Annotated in this window: 14 protein-coding genes; 9 read left to right on the top strand and 5 right to left on the bottom strand. The window is 44.7% G+C overall.

The window, feature by feature from the left end; all coding sequences use genetic code 11:
- Positions 1–9 precede the first annotated feature (9 nt).
- Positions 10–621, top strand: coding sequence for a thiol:disulfide interchange protein DsbA/DsbL (locus tag CW740_RS12300; RefSeq protein WP_106647891.1), 612 nt, complete (start codon positions 10–12; stop codon positions 619–621).
- Positions 622–682: 61 nt separating this feature from the next.
- Complete coding sequence (locus CW740_RS12295; RefSeq protein WP_106647888.1) at positions 683–1,588, top strand: lysophospholipid acyltransferase family protein; 906 nt, start codon at positions 683–685, stop codon at positions 1,586–1,588.
- A 6-nt stretch (positions 1,589–1,594) separates the two neighbouring features.
- Here the strand turns inward: CW740_RS12295 and CW740_RS12290 are convergent, their stop codons facing one another.
- From CW740_RS12290 to def, 5 genes are all read right to left on the bottom strand, one after another.
- Positions 1,595–3,043, bottom strand: a complete 1,449-nt coding sequence (locus CW740_RS12290) for a TrkH family potassium uptake protein (protein WP_106647886.1) — start codon at positions 3,041–3,043, stop codon at positions 1,595–1,597.
- A gap of 14 nt (positions 3,044–3,057) precedes the next feature.
- Entirely contained in the window at positions 3,058–4,431 is a 1,374-nt protein-coding gene (gene trkA / locus CW740_RS12285) for a Trk system potassium transporter TrkA (protein ID WP_018623650.1), read from the bottom strand.
- Between the two features lie 85 nt (positions 4,432–4,516).
- Positions 4,517–5,848: a 16S rRNA (cytosine(967)-C(5))-methyltransferase RsmB gene (rsmB, locus tag CW740_RS12280; RefSeq protein WP_106647883.1), complete on the bottom strand. Its 1,332-nt coding sequence runs from the start codon at positions 5,846–5,848 to the stop codon at positions 4,517–4,519.
- Positions 5,849–5,914: 66 nt separating this feature from the next.
- Complete coding sequence (gene fmt / locus CW740_RS12275) at positions 5,915–6,874, bottom strand: methionyl-tRNA formyltransferase (protein ID WP_106647881.1); 960 nt, start codon at positions 6,872–6,874, stop codon at positions 5,915–5,917.
- A gap of 8 nt (positions 6,875–6,882) precedes the next feature.
- Positions 6,883–7,386: a peptide deformylase gene (gene def, locus CW740_RS12270; protein ID WP_106647878.1), complete on the bottom strand. Its 504-nt coding sequence runs from the start codon at positions 7,384–7,386 to the stop codon at positions 6,883–6,885.
- Positions 7,387–7,679: 293 nt separating this feature from the next.
- Between def and CW740_RS12265 the strand changes: the two genes are divergently transcribed.
- The 7 genes from CW740_RS12265 (at position 7,680) to hemB (ending at position 14,228) form a co-directional block, all read left to right on the top strand.
- The gene (locus CW740_RS12265) at positions 7,680–8,717 is read left to right on the top strand and encodes a LysM peptidoglycan-binding domain-containing protein (protein ID WP_106647876.1); all 1,038 of its coding nucleotides are present in this window, start codon (positions 7,680–7,682) and stop codon (positions 8,715–8,717) included.
- Positions 8,718–8,800: 83 nt separating this feature from the next.
- Positions 8,801–9,892, top strand: coding sequence for a DNA-processing protein DprA (gene dprA, locus CW740_RS12260; RefSeq protein WP_106647873.1), 1,092 nt, complete (start codon positions 8,801–8,803; stop codon positions 9,890–9,892).
- 85 nt (positions 9,893–9,977) lie between these two features.
- Entirely contained in the window at positions 9,978–10,457 is a 480-nt protein-coding gene (locus tag CW740_RS12255) for a DUF494 family protein (protein WP_106647871.1), read from the top strand.
- Positions 10,458–10,666: 209 nt separating this feature from the next.
- Positions 10,667–11,488, top strand: coding sequence for a TlpA disulfide reductase family protein (locus CW740_RS12250; protein ID WP_227523867.1), 822 nt, complete (start codon positions 10,667–10,669; stop codon positions 11,486–11,488).
- 220 nt (positions 11,489–11,708) lie between these two features.
- Positions 11,709–12,272 (top strand): L-threonylcarbamoyladenylate synthase, encoded by a 564-nt coding sequence (locus tag CW740_RS12245; RefSeq protein ID WP_106647868.1) that lies wholly within the window; start codon positions 11,709–11,711, stop codon positions 12,270–12,272.
- Positions 12,273–12,281: 9 nt separating this feature from the next.
- Positions 12,282–13,208 (top strand): oxygen-dependent coproporphyrinogen oxidase, encoded by a 927-nt coding sequence (hemF, locus tag CW740_RS12240; protein ID WP_106647866.1) that lies wholly within the window; start codon positions 12,282–12,284, stop codon positions 13,206–13,208.
- Between the two features lie 21 nt (positions 13,209–13,229).
- A complete protein-coding gene (hemB, locus tag CW740_RS12235) occupies positions 13,230–14,228 on the top strand; it encodes a porphobilinogen synthase (RefSeq protein WP_106647863.1) in 999 nt (332 codons plus the stop codon).
- Positions 14,229–14,237: the final 9 nt, after the last annotated feature.

Below are 14,237 nucleotides of genomic sequence, written 5' to 3'. Positions count from 1 at the left end.
GAGACATCAATGAAATTGAAAACATTATTTGGTGCTGCTTTAGCACTATTAGCATTAACTCAAGTAGCTTGTGCAGAAGCAAATACTGCTAGTGAAGCGAAAGAAGGCAAAGATTACTCGATTATTTCTGGTGCTAAAGGCGTCAACAAACCAGAAGTCATGGAATTCTTTTCATATACTTGCCCACACTGCTACAACGTAGAAGGCTTTTTGCATAAATGGGAACCAACTAAGCCTGAAGAAGTTGAATTCAAACAAGTTCCGGTGTTTTTACCTCAGGTGCCTCATTTGACCTATGGTTACTACACAGCAGAAGTATTAGGCGTGCTGGATAAAGTACATCCTGCAATCTTTAATCAATGGCATGCACAGAAAAAAATCATTAAATCGAAAGAAGATTTAATTCCAATTTTCCAAGCAGCTGGTATTTCACAGGAAGAATTTGAAAAAGCCTACAGCTCATTTGCTGTGGAAAGCAAAGTTCAACATGCTAAAAAACTAGCCCGTGAATTCAAGGTGATGAGTTTCCCAATGTTCGTGGTGAATCAGAAGTACAAGATTGAAAGCTACGAAAAGCTGGACTATATGTTGAGCAAATTCCCAATGGAAAAAGCACAATAAATAATATTCAAGTTATAATAAATGCCGGTTCGCCGGCATTTTTTCTATAGGCAGATAATTAATGGCAAAAGGTAAAGCAGTTACTTCCAGCCCAACAAAAGTATTTTTAATCCGTAGCATGATTCGAATATTTTCTGTGCTGCCGGTTTTTGTCGGTCGCTGGATAGCATATTTATTTGCCAAAATGAGTCGTTGGACCAAAAGTCGAGCCTATATAACCAGTAAAACCAATATTGAGCTTTGTCTACCAGAACTGACTAAAGAACAGCAGCAGGAAATCATTCATCAAAGCTTGATTAATACAGGCCGACTATTTACAGAAGCAGCCAAAGTTTGGTGTAGAAAAGATGCTGAGAAATGGCTCGATAATGTTTATGGTGAAGAAGCGGTTAAAGCAACATTAGAAAGTGGAAAGGGTGTGCTAATCACGGGTGCGCATCTTGGGAATTGGGAAGTAGCCCTATATTACCTTGGCAGTCGCTATAAGTTTCATTGTATGTACCGCCCTCCTCGCCAATTGGAAATGGACGAAGTTATCTGCAAAGGTCGCTGTAAAAATGAAACCACCATGGTTAAAGGCAACAGCAAGGGTGTACTTCATCTTATTGAAGCACTGCAACAGGCCCAGGTTGCAGCAATTCTAAGCGATCAGGAACCTGGTCGACGCGCAGGTGTGTTCGTACCTTTCTTTAACCAGCCAGCGCTAACCATGACTTTGGTACAAAAAGTTCAGCAGAAAAGTAATGCAGAAGTTTTTCAAATAGCCGCTATCAGAAATGAAACGGGTAAGTTTGATATTCATCTGGAACCATTGGATATAGATCCAGAACTTGATGAATTAATTTATGCAGAGAAAGTAAATCAGCACTTGGAAAACATCATTAGACGATTCCCAGAACAGTATCAGTGGTCATATAAGCGCTTTAAAACCACTAAAGATGGCTCAAAAAACGTTTATCGAAAATAGGAATAATTAACGTCGCCAAAAATAGGGCGTGAATAGAACAAGCAATGTAAATATCTCAAGACGCCCTAAAAGCATCGCGAAGCTGAGCACGTATTTTGCCAGATCACTTAAGCCACTATAGTTGACAGCTACATCACCCAATCCTGGACCCAGGTTGTTCATACAAGCCGCAACGGCGGAGAATGCGGTAATTTGGTCCAGTCCATCTGCAAGAAGAATAAGCATAAGCAGGACAAAAAGCACAACGTAAGTAGCAAAGAACCCCCATACGGCCTGTACTACCCTGTCGCTGACTGATGTCTTACCAAGCTTTATCAGGAAAATTCCATTGGGGTGTACAAGACGTTTAATCTCACGCATCCCCTGCTTAAATAACAGCAAGACACGAATTACTTTCATCCCGCCACCCGTAGAACCGGCGCTGGCACCTATAAAACTGGAAAAGATTAGTAGTACTGGCAGCAAAGTTGGCCATGCAGAAAAGTCTGCGCTGGCAAAGCCGGCTGTAGTGGCAATAGAAACGGAGTGAAATATGCTTTTAACCAAAGCATCATCAAAATCGTACACTTGATAATAAAGTAGGACAGCCGTGCAGCTTAGAATAATAACCAGTAATATGCCGAAATAGCCTTTAAACTCTGGGTCTTTAAGGTAAGGCCGAATAGTCAGGGTACGCACGGAAATAAAATGAAGCGCAAAGTTTATCCCGGCAAGAAACATAAAGAAGGCACAAATCAGTTCTATGGCGTGGCTATCAAAAAAGCCAATGCTGGCATCGTGCGTTGAAAAGCCACCGATAGCTACTGTCGAAAAACTATGGGCTATTGCATCAAAAGCGGTCATTCCAGCAAGCCAATAGGCCAAAGCGCAGGCAATTGTAATACCTAAATAAATATACCAAAGTGCCTTGGCAGTACCGGCGATTCTTGGTGTTAATTTATTATCTTTCATGGGTCCAGGCATTTCTGCGCGATATAGCTGCATTCCACCAATACCCAACAAAGGCAGGATAGCCACGGCTAACACGATGATACCCATGCCGCCTAACCATTGAAGCTGTTGCCGGTAATACAGGATTGAGTGTGGCAGGTCATCAAGACCACTAATAACTGTTGCGCCAGTAGTTGTTAGACCTGAAAAAGACTCAAAAACGGCATCAGCTAAGCTTACTGGAAGTGATTGAGCCAATATAAAAGGCACTGCACCAAAAGTGCTCAGTACCGTCCAGAACAGAACAACAATTAAAAAGCCATCGCGAATTTTGAGTTCTGCACGTGCTTTTCGTTTTGGCCAGAAAAGGACAAAACCAGTAATCAGTGATAGTAAAAATGTACTGATGAAGGCACTACCACCGCCATCTTCATAGATAGCAGAAACAATCGCAGGCGGTAGCATGGTCAGACTGAAGACCATCAGCAAGATGCCTAGTATACGAATGATGGTTGCGTATTGCATGCAGTCAGTCCGGACTAGAAATAGGTAACGTTGACCTGGAACAGGCGCTCAACATCATGGATATAGGCTTTATCTACCATGAATAGGACTACATGATCATTTTCACGGATGATGATGTTTTCGTGTGCGATGAGAACTTGATCGTCGCGCACAATGGCGCCAATAGATGTGCCTGGTGGCAGAGGAAGTTCACCAATGGTACGCCCTACTACCAGCGAGCTTTGTTCATTGCCTTTGGCAACCGCTTCTATGGCTTCGGCAGCACCGCGACGTAAAGAGTAGACGTTAGAGACCAAACCTCGACGGATGTGTTTAAGCAGACTACCGATAGTGACCTGTTGTGGCGAAATAGCGATATCTATCTGATGGCCCTGAATCAGATCCACATAGGCGGTGCGATTTATTAGCACCATGGTTTTACGGACGCCAAGCTTTTTGGCCAGTAGAGCCGACATAATATTGGCTTCATCATCATTGGTTACTGAGATAAACAAATCAAAATCACCAATGTTCTCATCTTTAAGCATGTCCTCATCAGACACATCGCCCTGTAAAACGAGCGTATCGTGTAGGACGTCAGCAAGTTCCTGAGCACGCTCAGGGCTACGCTCAATAATCTTGACCTGCATTTTGCTCTCTAGAGCTTTAGCAAGACCCTCACCAATATTACCGCCACCGGCAATCATCACTCGAGTGTAATTTTTTTCCAGACGTTGCAGCTCGCTCATTACCGAGCGAATATGTTTTTTGGCTGCCAGGAAAAAGACCTCATCATCAGCTTCAATGATGGTGTGACCGGTCGGCACAATAGGTGCGCCTCGACGGAAAATAGCGGCAACCCGAGTATCGACGTTGGGAAGGTGGTGTTTTAGCTCGGATAAGGCATTACCCACTAATGGCCCGCCATAGTAGGCGCGAACCGCCACCAGACGCACTTTACCCTCGGCAAAATCCAGCACCTGAAAAGCTCCGGGATTTTCAATCAAACGGGTGATGTATTGCGTAACCAGCTTTTCAGGACTGATGACCACATCCACCGGGATATGATTATCTTTAAAGATGATGTCTTTATTGTGGTAATTGGGCGAGCGAATTCGGGCAATTTTAGTAGGAGTCTGGTACAGGCTGTGTGCGATCTGACAGGCGATCATATTAACTTCATCGCTGTTGGTCACTGCAACCAGCATGTCAGCATCTTCGATACCCGCGTTATAAAGCACGTCTGGATAGGCGCCATGACCAGTAATGGTTCTCAGGTCGAGATGATCCTGGATATCGCGCAAACGCTTGCTATCAGTATCGATCAGCGTGATGTCGTTATCTTCGCCTTCCAGATTAAGCGCCAGGGTTGTGCCTACCTGTCCGGCTCCGAGAATGATGATTTTCATAACGACAATTAAGATCCTTGCCTTATTATTCGCTTAACTTTGCCTATGCTAACGCTATAAGCAACTGATCTAAAGGGTTTTTTGCTCAATTGGTGGCTTTTTCCAGCAGTGCGTAATAAAAGCCATCCATTGATAATTGCCCTGGAATCAGCTGACAACCAGTTTTAGAGTGAGACAGCTGCTGGATTTCTGGGGCTAAAGGAATCAGTGTGGCATTAGAATGTCGCTCAAGAAATTGGCCAATTTGTTGCTCATTTTCCTGCGGTAAAATCGAGCAGGTTGCATATAAAAGACGGCCGCCGGCCTTTAGCTTGGACCATAAATGTTCGAGGATTTGCTGTTGTAGCTCAACGAGCTGGTCAATGTCGCTCGCCTTGCGCAACAGTTTGATATCTGGATGACGACGAATGACGCCAGTAGCACTACAAGGAGCATCCAGCAATATCGCATCGAAATGTTCGTCAGAATAATTGCTGTCAGTTAAATCCTGGCAATCCACTTTGGCCCGTAGCTGCAGACGCAACAGGTTCTCTGAAATTCGCTGACAACGCTCATGGTCAATATCACAGGCCGTTAGTTCAATCGATTCATAAAGCTCTAGTAAATGACAGGTTTTTCCCCCGGGAGCAGCACAGGCATCCAGCACGGTACTATTCTGAGCAGGCGATAAAATAGCTGCGGCCAGTTGAGCGGCGGCATCCTGAACAGAAACAAAGCCATCAGCAAAGTGCGGCAACTGTTCAACACTCACAGGGTGTTCTAGCACAAGAGCATTGCCTGCAATCGGGTGTGTGGTTGCGGCTAGACCCTGTTCCAGAAGAAGCTCAAGGTATCTGTCACGACCAATTTTTTGACGATTAACCCTGAGCGTCATCGGAGCCTGTTTGTTAATGGCGCTCATCAGAGACTCCATCTGGCCTTTGTAATAAGGTTTCAGTATGGAAATAAGCCAATCGGGCAATGCAAATTTTGTGTCCCAGTTTGAATCTACTTTGGTGAGCAAGTCAGCTTTCTGTCGGATGAAATTGCGCAGAACTCCATTAACGACATTGGTAGCCCAGTTTTTCTTAAGCTGCTGACAGACGGCAACGGTTTCAGAGATAGCCGCATGGTCCGGAACTCGGCTGTATTCTAGTTGATACAGACCAAGAACAATCAGACACAATAGGTCACTATCTTTAGGTTTAAATGGTTTTTGTAGTAACTGGTTGGCGATCGCCTCAAGCCGGATAAAGTAACGGCAACTGCCTAACACCAGTGCACGAAACAGGCCATTATCGGATCCCTGTTCAAAGCATATAGAATTCAGCACATCATTGGCGGAGCGACCTTCAAAGGCAATTGCATGTAACGCCAGACAGGCTTGCTTTCGCAGCTGCTGGCCTTTGAAAAGCTGTGGGTTTGGCGTTAAAGACACAATTAATCCTTGGCTACTACAACGAATATGTAAAGCTTGTCAGTGAGAGTATTTAGAAGCTACTACTTACAGAGTAGCAAACTGATGGCCAGGAGCAAATAATTGCTGGTTTTTAGGAGCATTCAGCAGATCTTTAACCGACATGGCTCGGGAACCCGGTAATTGCAGTTGGGTGAGTAACAGACACCCCTCACCGCAACTGACCAGAATGCCATTGCCGTCTGCCTTTAGAATAGTACCAGGCGCTGCATTGCTTGAGTGGTCAACGATGTTTGCTTGCCAGACCCTCACCGTATTAGTGTCCAATTGGCTATAGGCTACCGGCCAGCTGTTAAAGGCGCGTATGGTGCGATCCAGCTCTTGTGCGCTTTTCTGCCAGTCGATTTGGGCTTCTTCTTTGTTTAGTTTATGGGCGTAGGTTGCAAGCTGATCATCCTGCACAGTGGCTTGCAGTTTATTATCAGCGATATCATCCAGCGCTTTGACTAATAGCTTTGCACCCATTTCTGCTAGCCTGTCATGCAAGGAAGCGCCAGTATCTTGTTCGCTAATGGGTGTGGAAGCGGTCATAAGCATCGGGCCGGTATCTAGCCCCGCCTCCATCTGCATGATGGTGATACCGGTTTCTTTATCGCCAGCCTGGATAGCTCTTTGGATCGGTGCGGCGCCCCGCCAGCGTGGCAACAAGGATCCATGAACATTAATACAGCCTAGCTTGGGGGTATCAAGAACCTTTTGTGGAAGTAATAGACCATAAGCGACTACCACCATCACATCTGCCTGATAACTGGCCAGTTGGTTTAATGATTCTTCTGACTTAAAGTTCAGGGGTTGTTCAACAGGAATATGGTGTTCCTGAGCTAGCTCTTTGACCGGGCTCATGGTGACTTTTTTGCCACGGCCAGCTTTGCGGTCTGGCTGTGTATAAACGGCTACAACTTGGTGGTGACTGTTTAGAACTGCGGACAATGAACTGGCGGCGAAGTCGGGAGTCCCGGCAAAAATAACTTTTAAAGGTTGAGGCATGTGAGTGCTTACTGTTGCTGCTTCTGCTGTTTTTCCAGCATTTTGCGAATTCTATTACGTTTCAAGGGCGATAGGTAATCAACGAACAGCTTTCCTTCGATATGATCATTCTCATGTTGAATACAGACCGCTAATAGCTCACCGGTATCGATTTCAAATGGCTTGCCATGACGATCAAGTGCTTTGACTACAATCTCATTAGCGCGCTGAACTTTGGCATACACACCCGGAAAAGATAGACAGCCCTCTTCCATTTCCTCAACCCCACGTTTTTCAACAATTTCTGGGTTGATGAAAACCAGTGGCTCGCTTTTATCTTCGGACACGTCGATCACGAAAAACTGTTTATGGATATTAACCTGAGTAGCGGCCAGACCAATACCCGGTGCGGCATACATGGTTTCGAACATATCATCTATTTGCTGCTGCAGTTCCTCTCCAAAGTCAGTAACAGGCTTTGCCTTAGTGCGTAAACGAGGATCAGGGAACTCTAAAATCTCTAAAATAGCCATTGATTCTGTAATCTGTGTCATCAGGGAATCAGATCATAATAAATTAAGACGACAAAGACCATTTTAAAGAGTAAATCAATGCGATAGTGCTTAAAATTATGATTAGACTGTGATTAAGTTGTAGTAATGTGATAAGAAATGTTGATAAGATGATGATCCTTTTAGACTTTGACCTTGTCAGATAAGGCCTGTAGGCTGGCTGGATGGTCGGGTTTTGGCTATTTCCTATTGCTTTTTTTCGAGGTATAGTAAGCGCAATAGGATCCGATATCAGTTAATTACAAAGGAAAGCCATGAAAAAATTAATAATTGCTTTGACTGCCTCGGTAGCGGTCTTATTTGGGGGGATCGCGCAGACAGCCGAGTTGCGTGACAATCATCCAGACACTTATGTGGTCCAAAAAGGTGATACCTTGTGGGATATTTCGGCAACTTTCCTGACCGATCCATGGTTATGGCCGGAAATCTGGCATGTTAATCCTAAAGTTGAGAATCCTCATCTAATTTATCCTGGCGACATCCTGAAGTTAGTTTATATCGACGGTAAGCCGTACATTGTTAAAGCAAGCGACGGTACTATCAAACTTCGTCCAGAAGCGCGTGTCCTTTCTGAAGGCGATGCGATTACTACCATTCCACTAAGCATGATCAAGCCTTATCTGATTGATGAGATGGTGGTTGATCCTTCTGTATTCGATACAGCTCCTTACATTCTTGAGTTAGAAGAAGGCCGAAGAATAGCGGGCGCTTTTGGAGATCGCGTTTATATTCGTGGTTTGAGCTCTGGTTCAGGAAGTTCTTATGGCTTATATCGTAAGGGTAAAGAATATCGCGATCCTGAAACCGATGAACTATTGGGTGTTGAAGCTCGCTACCTGGCAAACGGTAACATTAGCCGCGAAGGCGATCCGGCTACATTGACAATCAAAAAATCTAAATTAGAAGTTCAAAAAGGTGATGTGGCTCTTCCTCGCAATGAAAATCCATTGCCACCAGTTTATGCGCCACGTGCTCCGGAAACTGATATTAAAGCACAGATTATTTCTGTATATGACGGTGTTACTCAGATTGGTCAATACAATGTAGTAACCCTAAACAAAGGGTCACGTGATGGCTTAGAAGAAGGTCATGTATTGAGCGTATATCAGCGTGGAAAAAAAATTCACGATGAAATCGCTGCTCAACGTGGTGGTGATGCTGAAGTCACTTTGCCTGAAGAGCATGCAGGCACTTTGATGATTTTCAGAACCTATGACAAAGTTAGTTTGGCTCTGATCATGAATGCAACGCGTCCAATTCATTTGTTTGATATTGCACGTAACCCTTACTAGTTTTTAAACTGGTTATAGAAAGTATTTAAACTAAAAGTTAACAAATTAAGAGATCTCATCACCAAGGACGGTGGTTAAACATTATGGAACAAGTCGAATTGCGCCACTGGTTGGCGCTTTCTCATATTAATATTGGTGCAAATAAACTCTTGGCTTTTTTAGAAGCCGGCAATTCACTTGCCCGTTTATTTGAATTATCCGATCAATCATTACAAGAGCATGGATTCCGTCCCGGGCTAGCTAAAAAGCTGGGCTCAGTGACTGATGAATTAATTGATCAGGATCTGGAATGGTTTGATTCTGATTTTAAGCACCTGATTCCTATCACAAGCAAAGATTACCCAGCTTTATTAAAAGAAATTCCTGATCCACCCAAACTGCTGTTCGTGCATGGGGATAAGAGTCTTTTAAAAGCTCACCAGATTGCGATCGTGGGCAGTCGAAATCCTACCGCTCAAGGCAAAGAAAATACTCGTGAGTTTGCCAAGACATTAGCCAGCGCGGGAGCCGTCATCACCAGCGGAATGGCGTTAGGAGTGGATGGAATCGCTCATCAGGCGGCACTGGATAATGGCCAAACGACAATAGCTGTCGTGGGAACTGGTTTGGACAGGATTTATCCTGCACGACACAAGGAGTTGGCCATTCAAATCAGTCAGCAAGGAGCACTGGTATCCGAGTTTCCCTTGGGAACTCCTGTAAAAGCGAGTAATTTTCCCGTTCGTAACAGAATTATCTGCGGCATGAGCCTTGGTACTTTAGTGGTCGAGGCAGCTATTCGCAGTGGTTCATTGATAACGGCAAGGCTGGCAATGGAGCAGGGTCGCGAAGTGTTCGCAATTCCAGGCTCTATTCACAATACTTTGGCCCGTGGTTGTCATAGTTTAATCAAGCAGGGCGCTAAATTAGTTGAAACGGCAGAAGAAATAATTGAAGAACTGGGTGCGCTGGCAACCTGGCAGACAGAACACAATCAACAAGATGAGCCACAAGAGTTTGTTTTAGAAAAAGAATATCAGGATATGCTTGAGTTTGTTGATGATAGTACCACCAGTGTCGATACCATTATTCAGCGTAGCGGGCTTGAAATAGAGGTAGTCAGCCACATGTTATTGTTGTTAGAATTAAATAACTACATAGCTAGTGTGCCCGGTGGCTATCAGCGTGTCCGTTAAGCAACAGTACAGCAACTATGTAGTATATCTAGCTTTACTCTAGCTTTTTAACCTGGCCTGGCCAGTAACCACAGAAGAGAGCTAAATGAAAGAAGACGTACTCGACGTACTACTCTATATCTTTGAAAACTTCCAAGACGAAGAAAGCAATCATATTCTCGCCAATGACTCACTCATTGAAGCCCTAGAAGACGTTGGTTTTACCGATGGTGAAATCAAAGGGGCTATCGATTGGCTTGATGGTTTGGTTGAAATCACGTCTGAGTCCAGTAAATCTGAAGATTTGGTAACCGATTCCATGCGCGTATTTTCGCCGCAGGAGCAGTTGCTATTGTCAGCAGATGCCCAAGGCATGATCCTGTACTTTGAGCAGCGAGGGATTCTTGACCCGCAAGCTCGAGAAATGGTCATTGATCGTATGTTGGCGCTGGGCCCACAAGAAGACGTTGAAACCGAACTGGATCGCCTACGCTGGGTGGTCATGATGGTCCTGTTTAATCTTCAGGATCGAGATGCCGAGTTTGCCTGGGTAGAAAATCTGGAAAGTAGATCTGAGCCTCATTAATCAGTTTTTTAAGACTCATTAGAGTCTCGGACTACACCACAGCGGCCATCTGCCGTACACCTCTTTCAACAGTAGCCACTGACTACTCAACTGACTTTTAATCTCTAGAATTCGAAACAAAGACTGTTTTACCTAACCTTTACAGCCCATTGACGAGAAATCTACCAATGGTGGCGTAAGATACTGCCAAAAGTTATTTAGAAAAATCTATGATGTCACTTTCAATTGGTCCAATTAGCCTGCCCATTGACCGCTTGTTAATTCTAGTCTGTCTAGCCATTACCTTTATTGTGGGTGCCTTTGCGGCAAAGAAAGACAAAGTATCAGTTGATGGCAGTATTGCCGGAATTTTTATTCTGTCCATGCTTGCTGCAAGAATCAGCTTTGTCGTTCAATACTGGGCAGAATACCAGCAAGATTTATGGTCAATGATTGATATCCGAGACGGTGGGTTTGATGCCTGGACGGCAATCATCGTTGGCCTGGTGTCCTTAATTGTTTTTGCCTGGAAACAGCCGAAAGCATGCAAAGCATTAATCAAAGCCTACTTGGTTGGATTTTGTGTATGGGGAATCACTACTTTCTCTTTGCGTATGCTGAATTATACTGCTCAACAGTTGCCGGCGATCATGGTCAAGCAATTGGATGGTATTGCGGTAGATTTGAATAAGGTAGAGCAAGGCAAGCCAAGAGTGATCAATCTGTGGGCTACCTGGTGTCCACCCTGTCGACGAGAAATGCCGGTATTACAAGAAGCACAGCAGGAGATGACTGATGTTGGTTTTGTGTTTGTTAATCAAGGCGAGCATTCTGAAGTCATTGAGCAGTTTCTAAGTCGGGAAGATCTTGCTTTGGGTAATGTCATGGCTGACACACGAGGTGTATTAGGCTATCAGATAGGAAGTAGAGCATTACCAACAACTTTGTTTATTAATGCGCAAGGCGAACTGGTAGATGCGCATCTGGGTGAATTATCTAAGGCCAGCTTGAAAGCAAAATTAGAAAAAATAGAAAAGTTGGAAGTCGAATAGTCAGAGCAGTACAACGAGTAACGGTATCGCTTTATGATTCTGGTGGGTTCGGCTAAAAAGCCTACACAAAGCATGAACAAGCCAGTAAAATTGACGTTAATTTCAATGACCAGCCACTAAGTCGAAAGGTTTGAAGCGTATCAACCTTGGTTACAATGAGGTCAACTCTTCATACACTTCATTTAGGACTTTCAGTTAGGACTCTCAATTAGGACTAGGTTTGGCCTATATCAATACTTTCAAATTGCATGCTGCCGCCCGGATTATTGGTCAGGGTGGAGTTATTGCCTATCCAACCGAGGCTGTGTATGGTCTGGGTTGTCATCCAAAAGCCACAAAGGCCATACAGAGAATTCTAGATATAAAGCGACGCCCCTGGCAGAAAGGCTTGATTTTAGTGGCTTCAAGGGTTGAGCAGATTGAGCCTTACCTTAGTGAAGATGGACTGAAACTGATAGACTGCTTTCAAGAAAAACATAAGCGTCCGGTGACCTGGCTGATGCCCGTCAAACAAGAGGTCTCTCCCCTGTTGCGTGGTGAGCATGACAAAATTGCCATTCGCCTAAGCGATAATCCTTATGTCAAAGCTTTGTGTGACGCTGCAAACAGCGCTCTGGTTTCAACCAGCGCAAATCGGGCCGGCCAGCCTGCAATGAGAAGCGCAGAAGAGGTTCGCAGTAAGCTAGGTGCTGAACTGGATATGATCCTTGTCGGCCCGACCGGCGGTAATAAGCGACCTTCATCAATAGTAGATGCCCAAACCCGAGAATTATTAAGAGCTTAAGAATTTTATATGCAGAATATTAATATTGAAGAGGTTCAACAGTATTTGTTGGGCTTACAAAAGAACATTTGTCAGCAGTTAGCCGAAGAAGATGGTGAAAAAGACTTTATCGTTGACGAATGGCAGCGTCCACAGGGCGGTGGCGGCCTGACTCGGGTCATGGAAAATGGCGCCATCATTGAAAAAGGTGGCGTTAATTATTCCTATGTTGAAGGCACTAATATGCCCGCTTCGGCTACCGCACATCGACCTGAATTGGCGGGGAGAAGTTTTAAGGCGATGGGTGTCTCATTAGTCATACATCCCAAGAACCCTTTTGCACCAACATCACATATGAATGTCCGCTTTTTCATTGCAGAAAAAGAAGGTGAAGAGCCAATTTGGTGGTTTGGTGGGGGTTTTGACTTAACCCCCTATTATGCGGATAAAGATGATTGCATATTCTGGCATCAGCAGGCCAAAGCTGCCTGTGCTCCATTTGGTGAAGACGTTTATGACAAATATAAAAAATGGTGCGATGAGTACTTTTATTTAAAACATCGAGATGAGCATCGCGGTATCGGTGGTTTATTTTTTGATGACTTGAATAGTGAACAGACGGGTTGGGATTTTGAGCAGTGTTTTGCATTTATGCAGTCAGTGGGCGATCACTACATCAAAGCCTATCGCCCTATATTAGCCAAGCAGAAAAAAAAGCCCTTTACCGAAGCTGAGCGTGATTTCCAGCTATATCGCAGAGGTCGGTACGTGGAATTTAATTTGGTCTGGGATCGTGGTACCTTGTTTGGCTTACAGACAGGAGGTCGTACCGAATCGATTCTGATGTCACTGCCTAGTGAAGTACGCTGGCGCTATAACTGGCAGCCAGAAGCAGGCAGTCGCGAAGCTGAACTGACAGAGTATTATTTGAAACCAAAAGATTGGCTCAACCAATAGTTGAGAAATAAGGTAGAAACTATGAATAGCGGATTTTTCCCCAGTCGCCGATTACGTCGTATTAGATCACAGGCATTCAGCCGCGATCTGGTGCGTGAGAACAGCATTTCTGCAAAAGATTTAATCTATCCTGTTTTTGTGCTGGAAGGTAACAATAAGAAAGAAGCCGTGGCCTCCATGCCTGGTGTGGAGCGTAAAACACTCGATTTGTTACTTGAGGAATGCCAGGAAATCGTCGATTTGGGCATTCCGGCAATTGCCCTGTTTCCTGTGATCGATGCTGCCAAGAAATCATTGGAAGCTGAAGAAGCCTATAACCCTGAGGGACTGGTACAAACAACGGTCAAGGCCATCAAAGCTCAATTCCCGCAATTGGGCGTGATTACGGATGTCGCTCTCGATCCTTATACTTCGCATGGTCAGGATGGGATCATTGACGATAATGGTTATATTCTCAATGACATCACCAAAGAGGTATTGGTAAAGCAGGCCCTCAGTCATGCGGCAGCGGGAGCTGATGTGGTCGCCCCTTCGGATATGATGGATGGTCGTATTGGCGCCATTCGCGAGGCGTTGGAAGCGTCAGATTATGTGAATACCATGATTTTGTCTTATGCGGCTAAATATGCATCGAGTTTCTATGGACCGTTCCGCGATGCTGTCGGCTCTGCGGGTGCTTTGGGTAAAGCAGATAAGAAGACCTATCAGATGGATCCGGCTAATTATGATGAAGCACTTCATGAAGTTGCGCTCGATATCGAAGAAGGAGCGGATATGGTGATGGTCAAACCCGGTATGCCGTATCTGGATATCGTCCGTCGTGTTAAAGACGAATTTAAAGTACCCACCTTTGCCTATCAGGTGAGCGGTGAATACGCCATGATCAAAGCCGCCGCTGCCAATGGCTGGCTGGATGAAGAGCAGATCGTGATGGAAGCGATGATGAGCTTCAAGCGTGCTGGCTGCGATGGAGTCCTGACCTATTTCGCTAAAGACATTTGTCGTTACTTAGCTAAGTAAAAAAGAGAA

This window comes from Kangiella profundi (assembly GCF_002838765.1).
GTDB lineage: Bacteria > Pseudomonadota > Gammaproteobacteria > Enterobacterales > Kangiellaceae > Kangiella > Kangiella profundi.
This window is presented reverse-complemented; position numbering and strand designations above follow the sequence as displayed.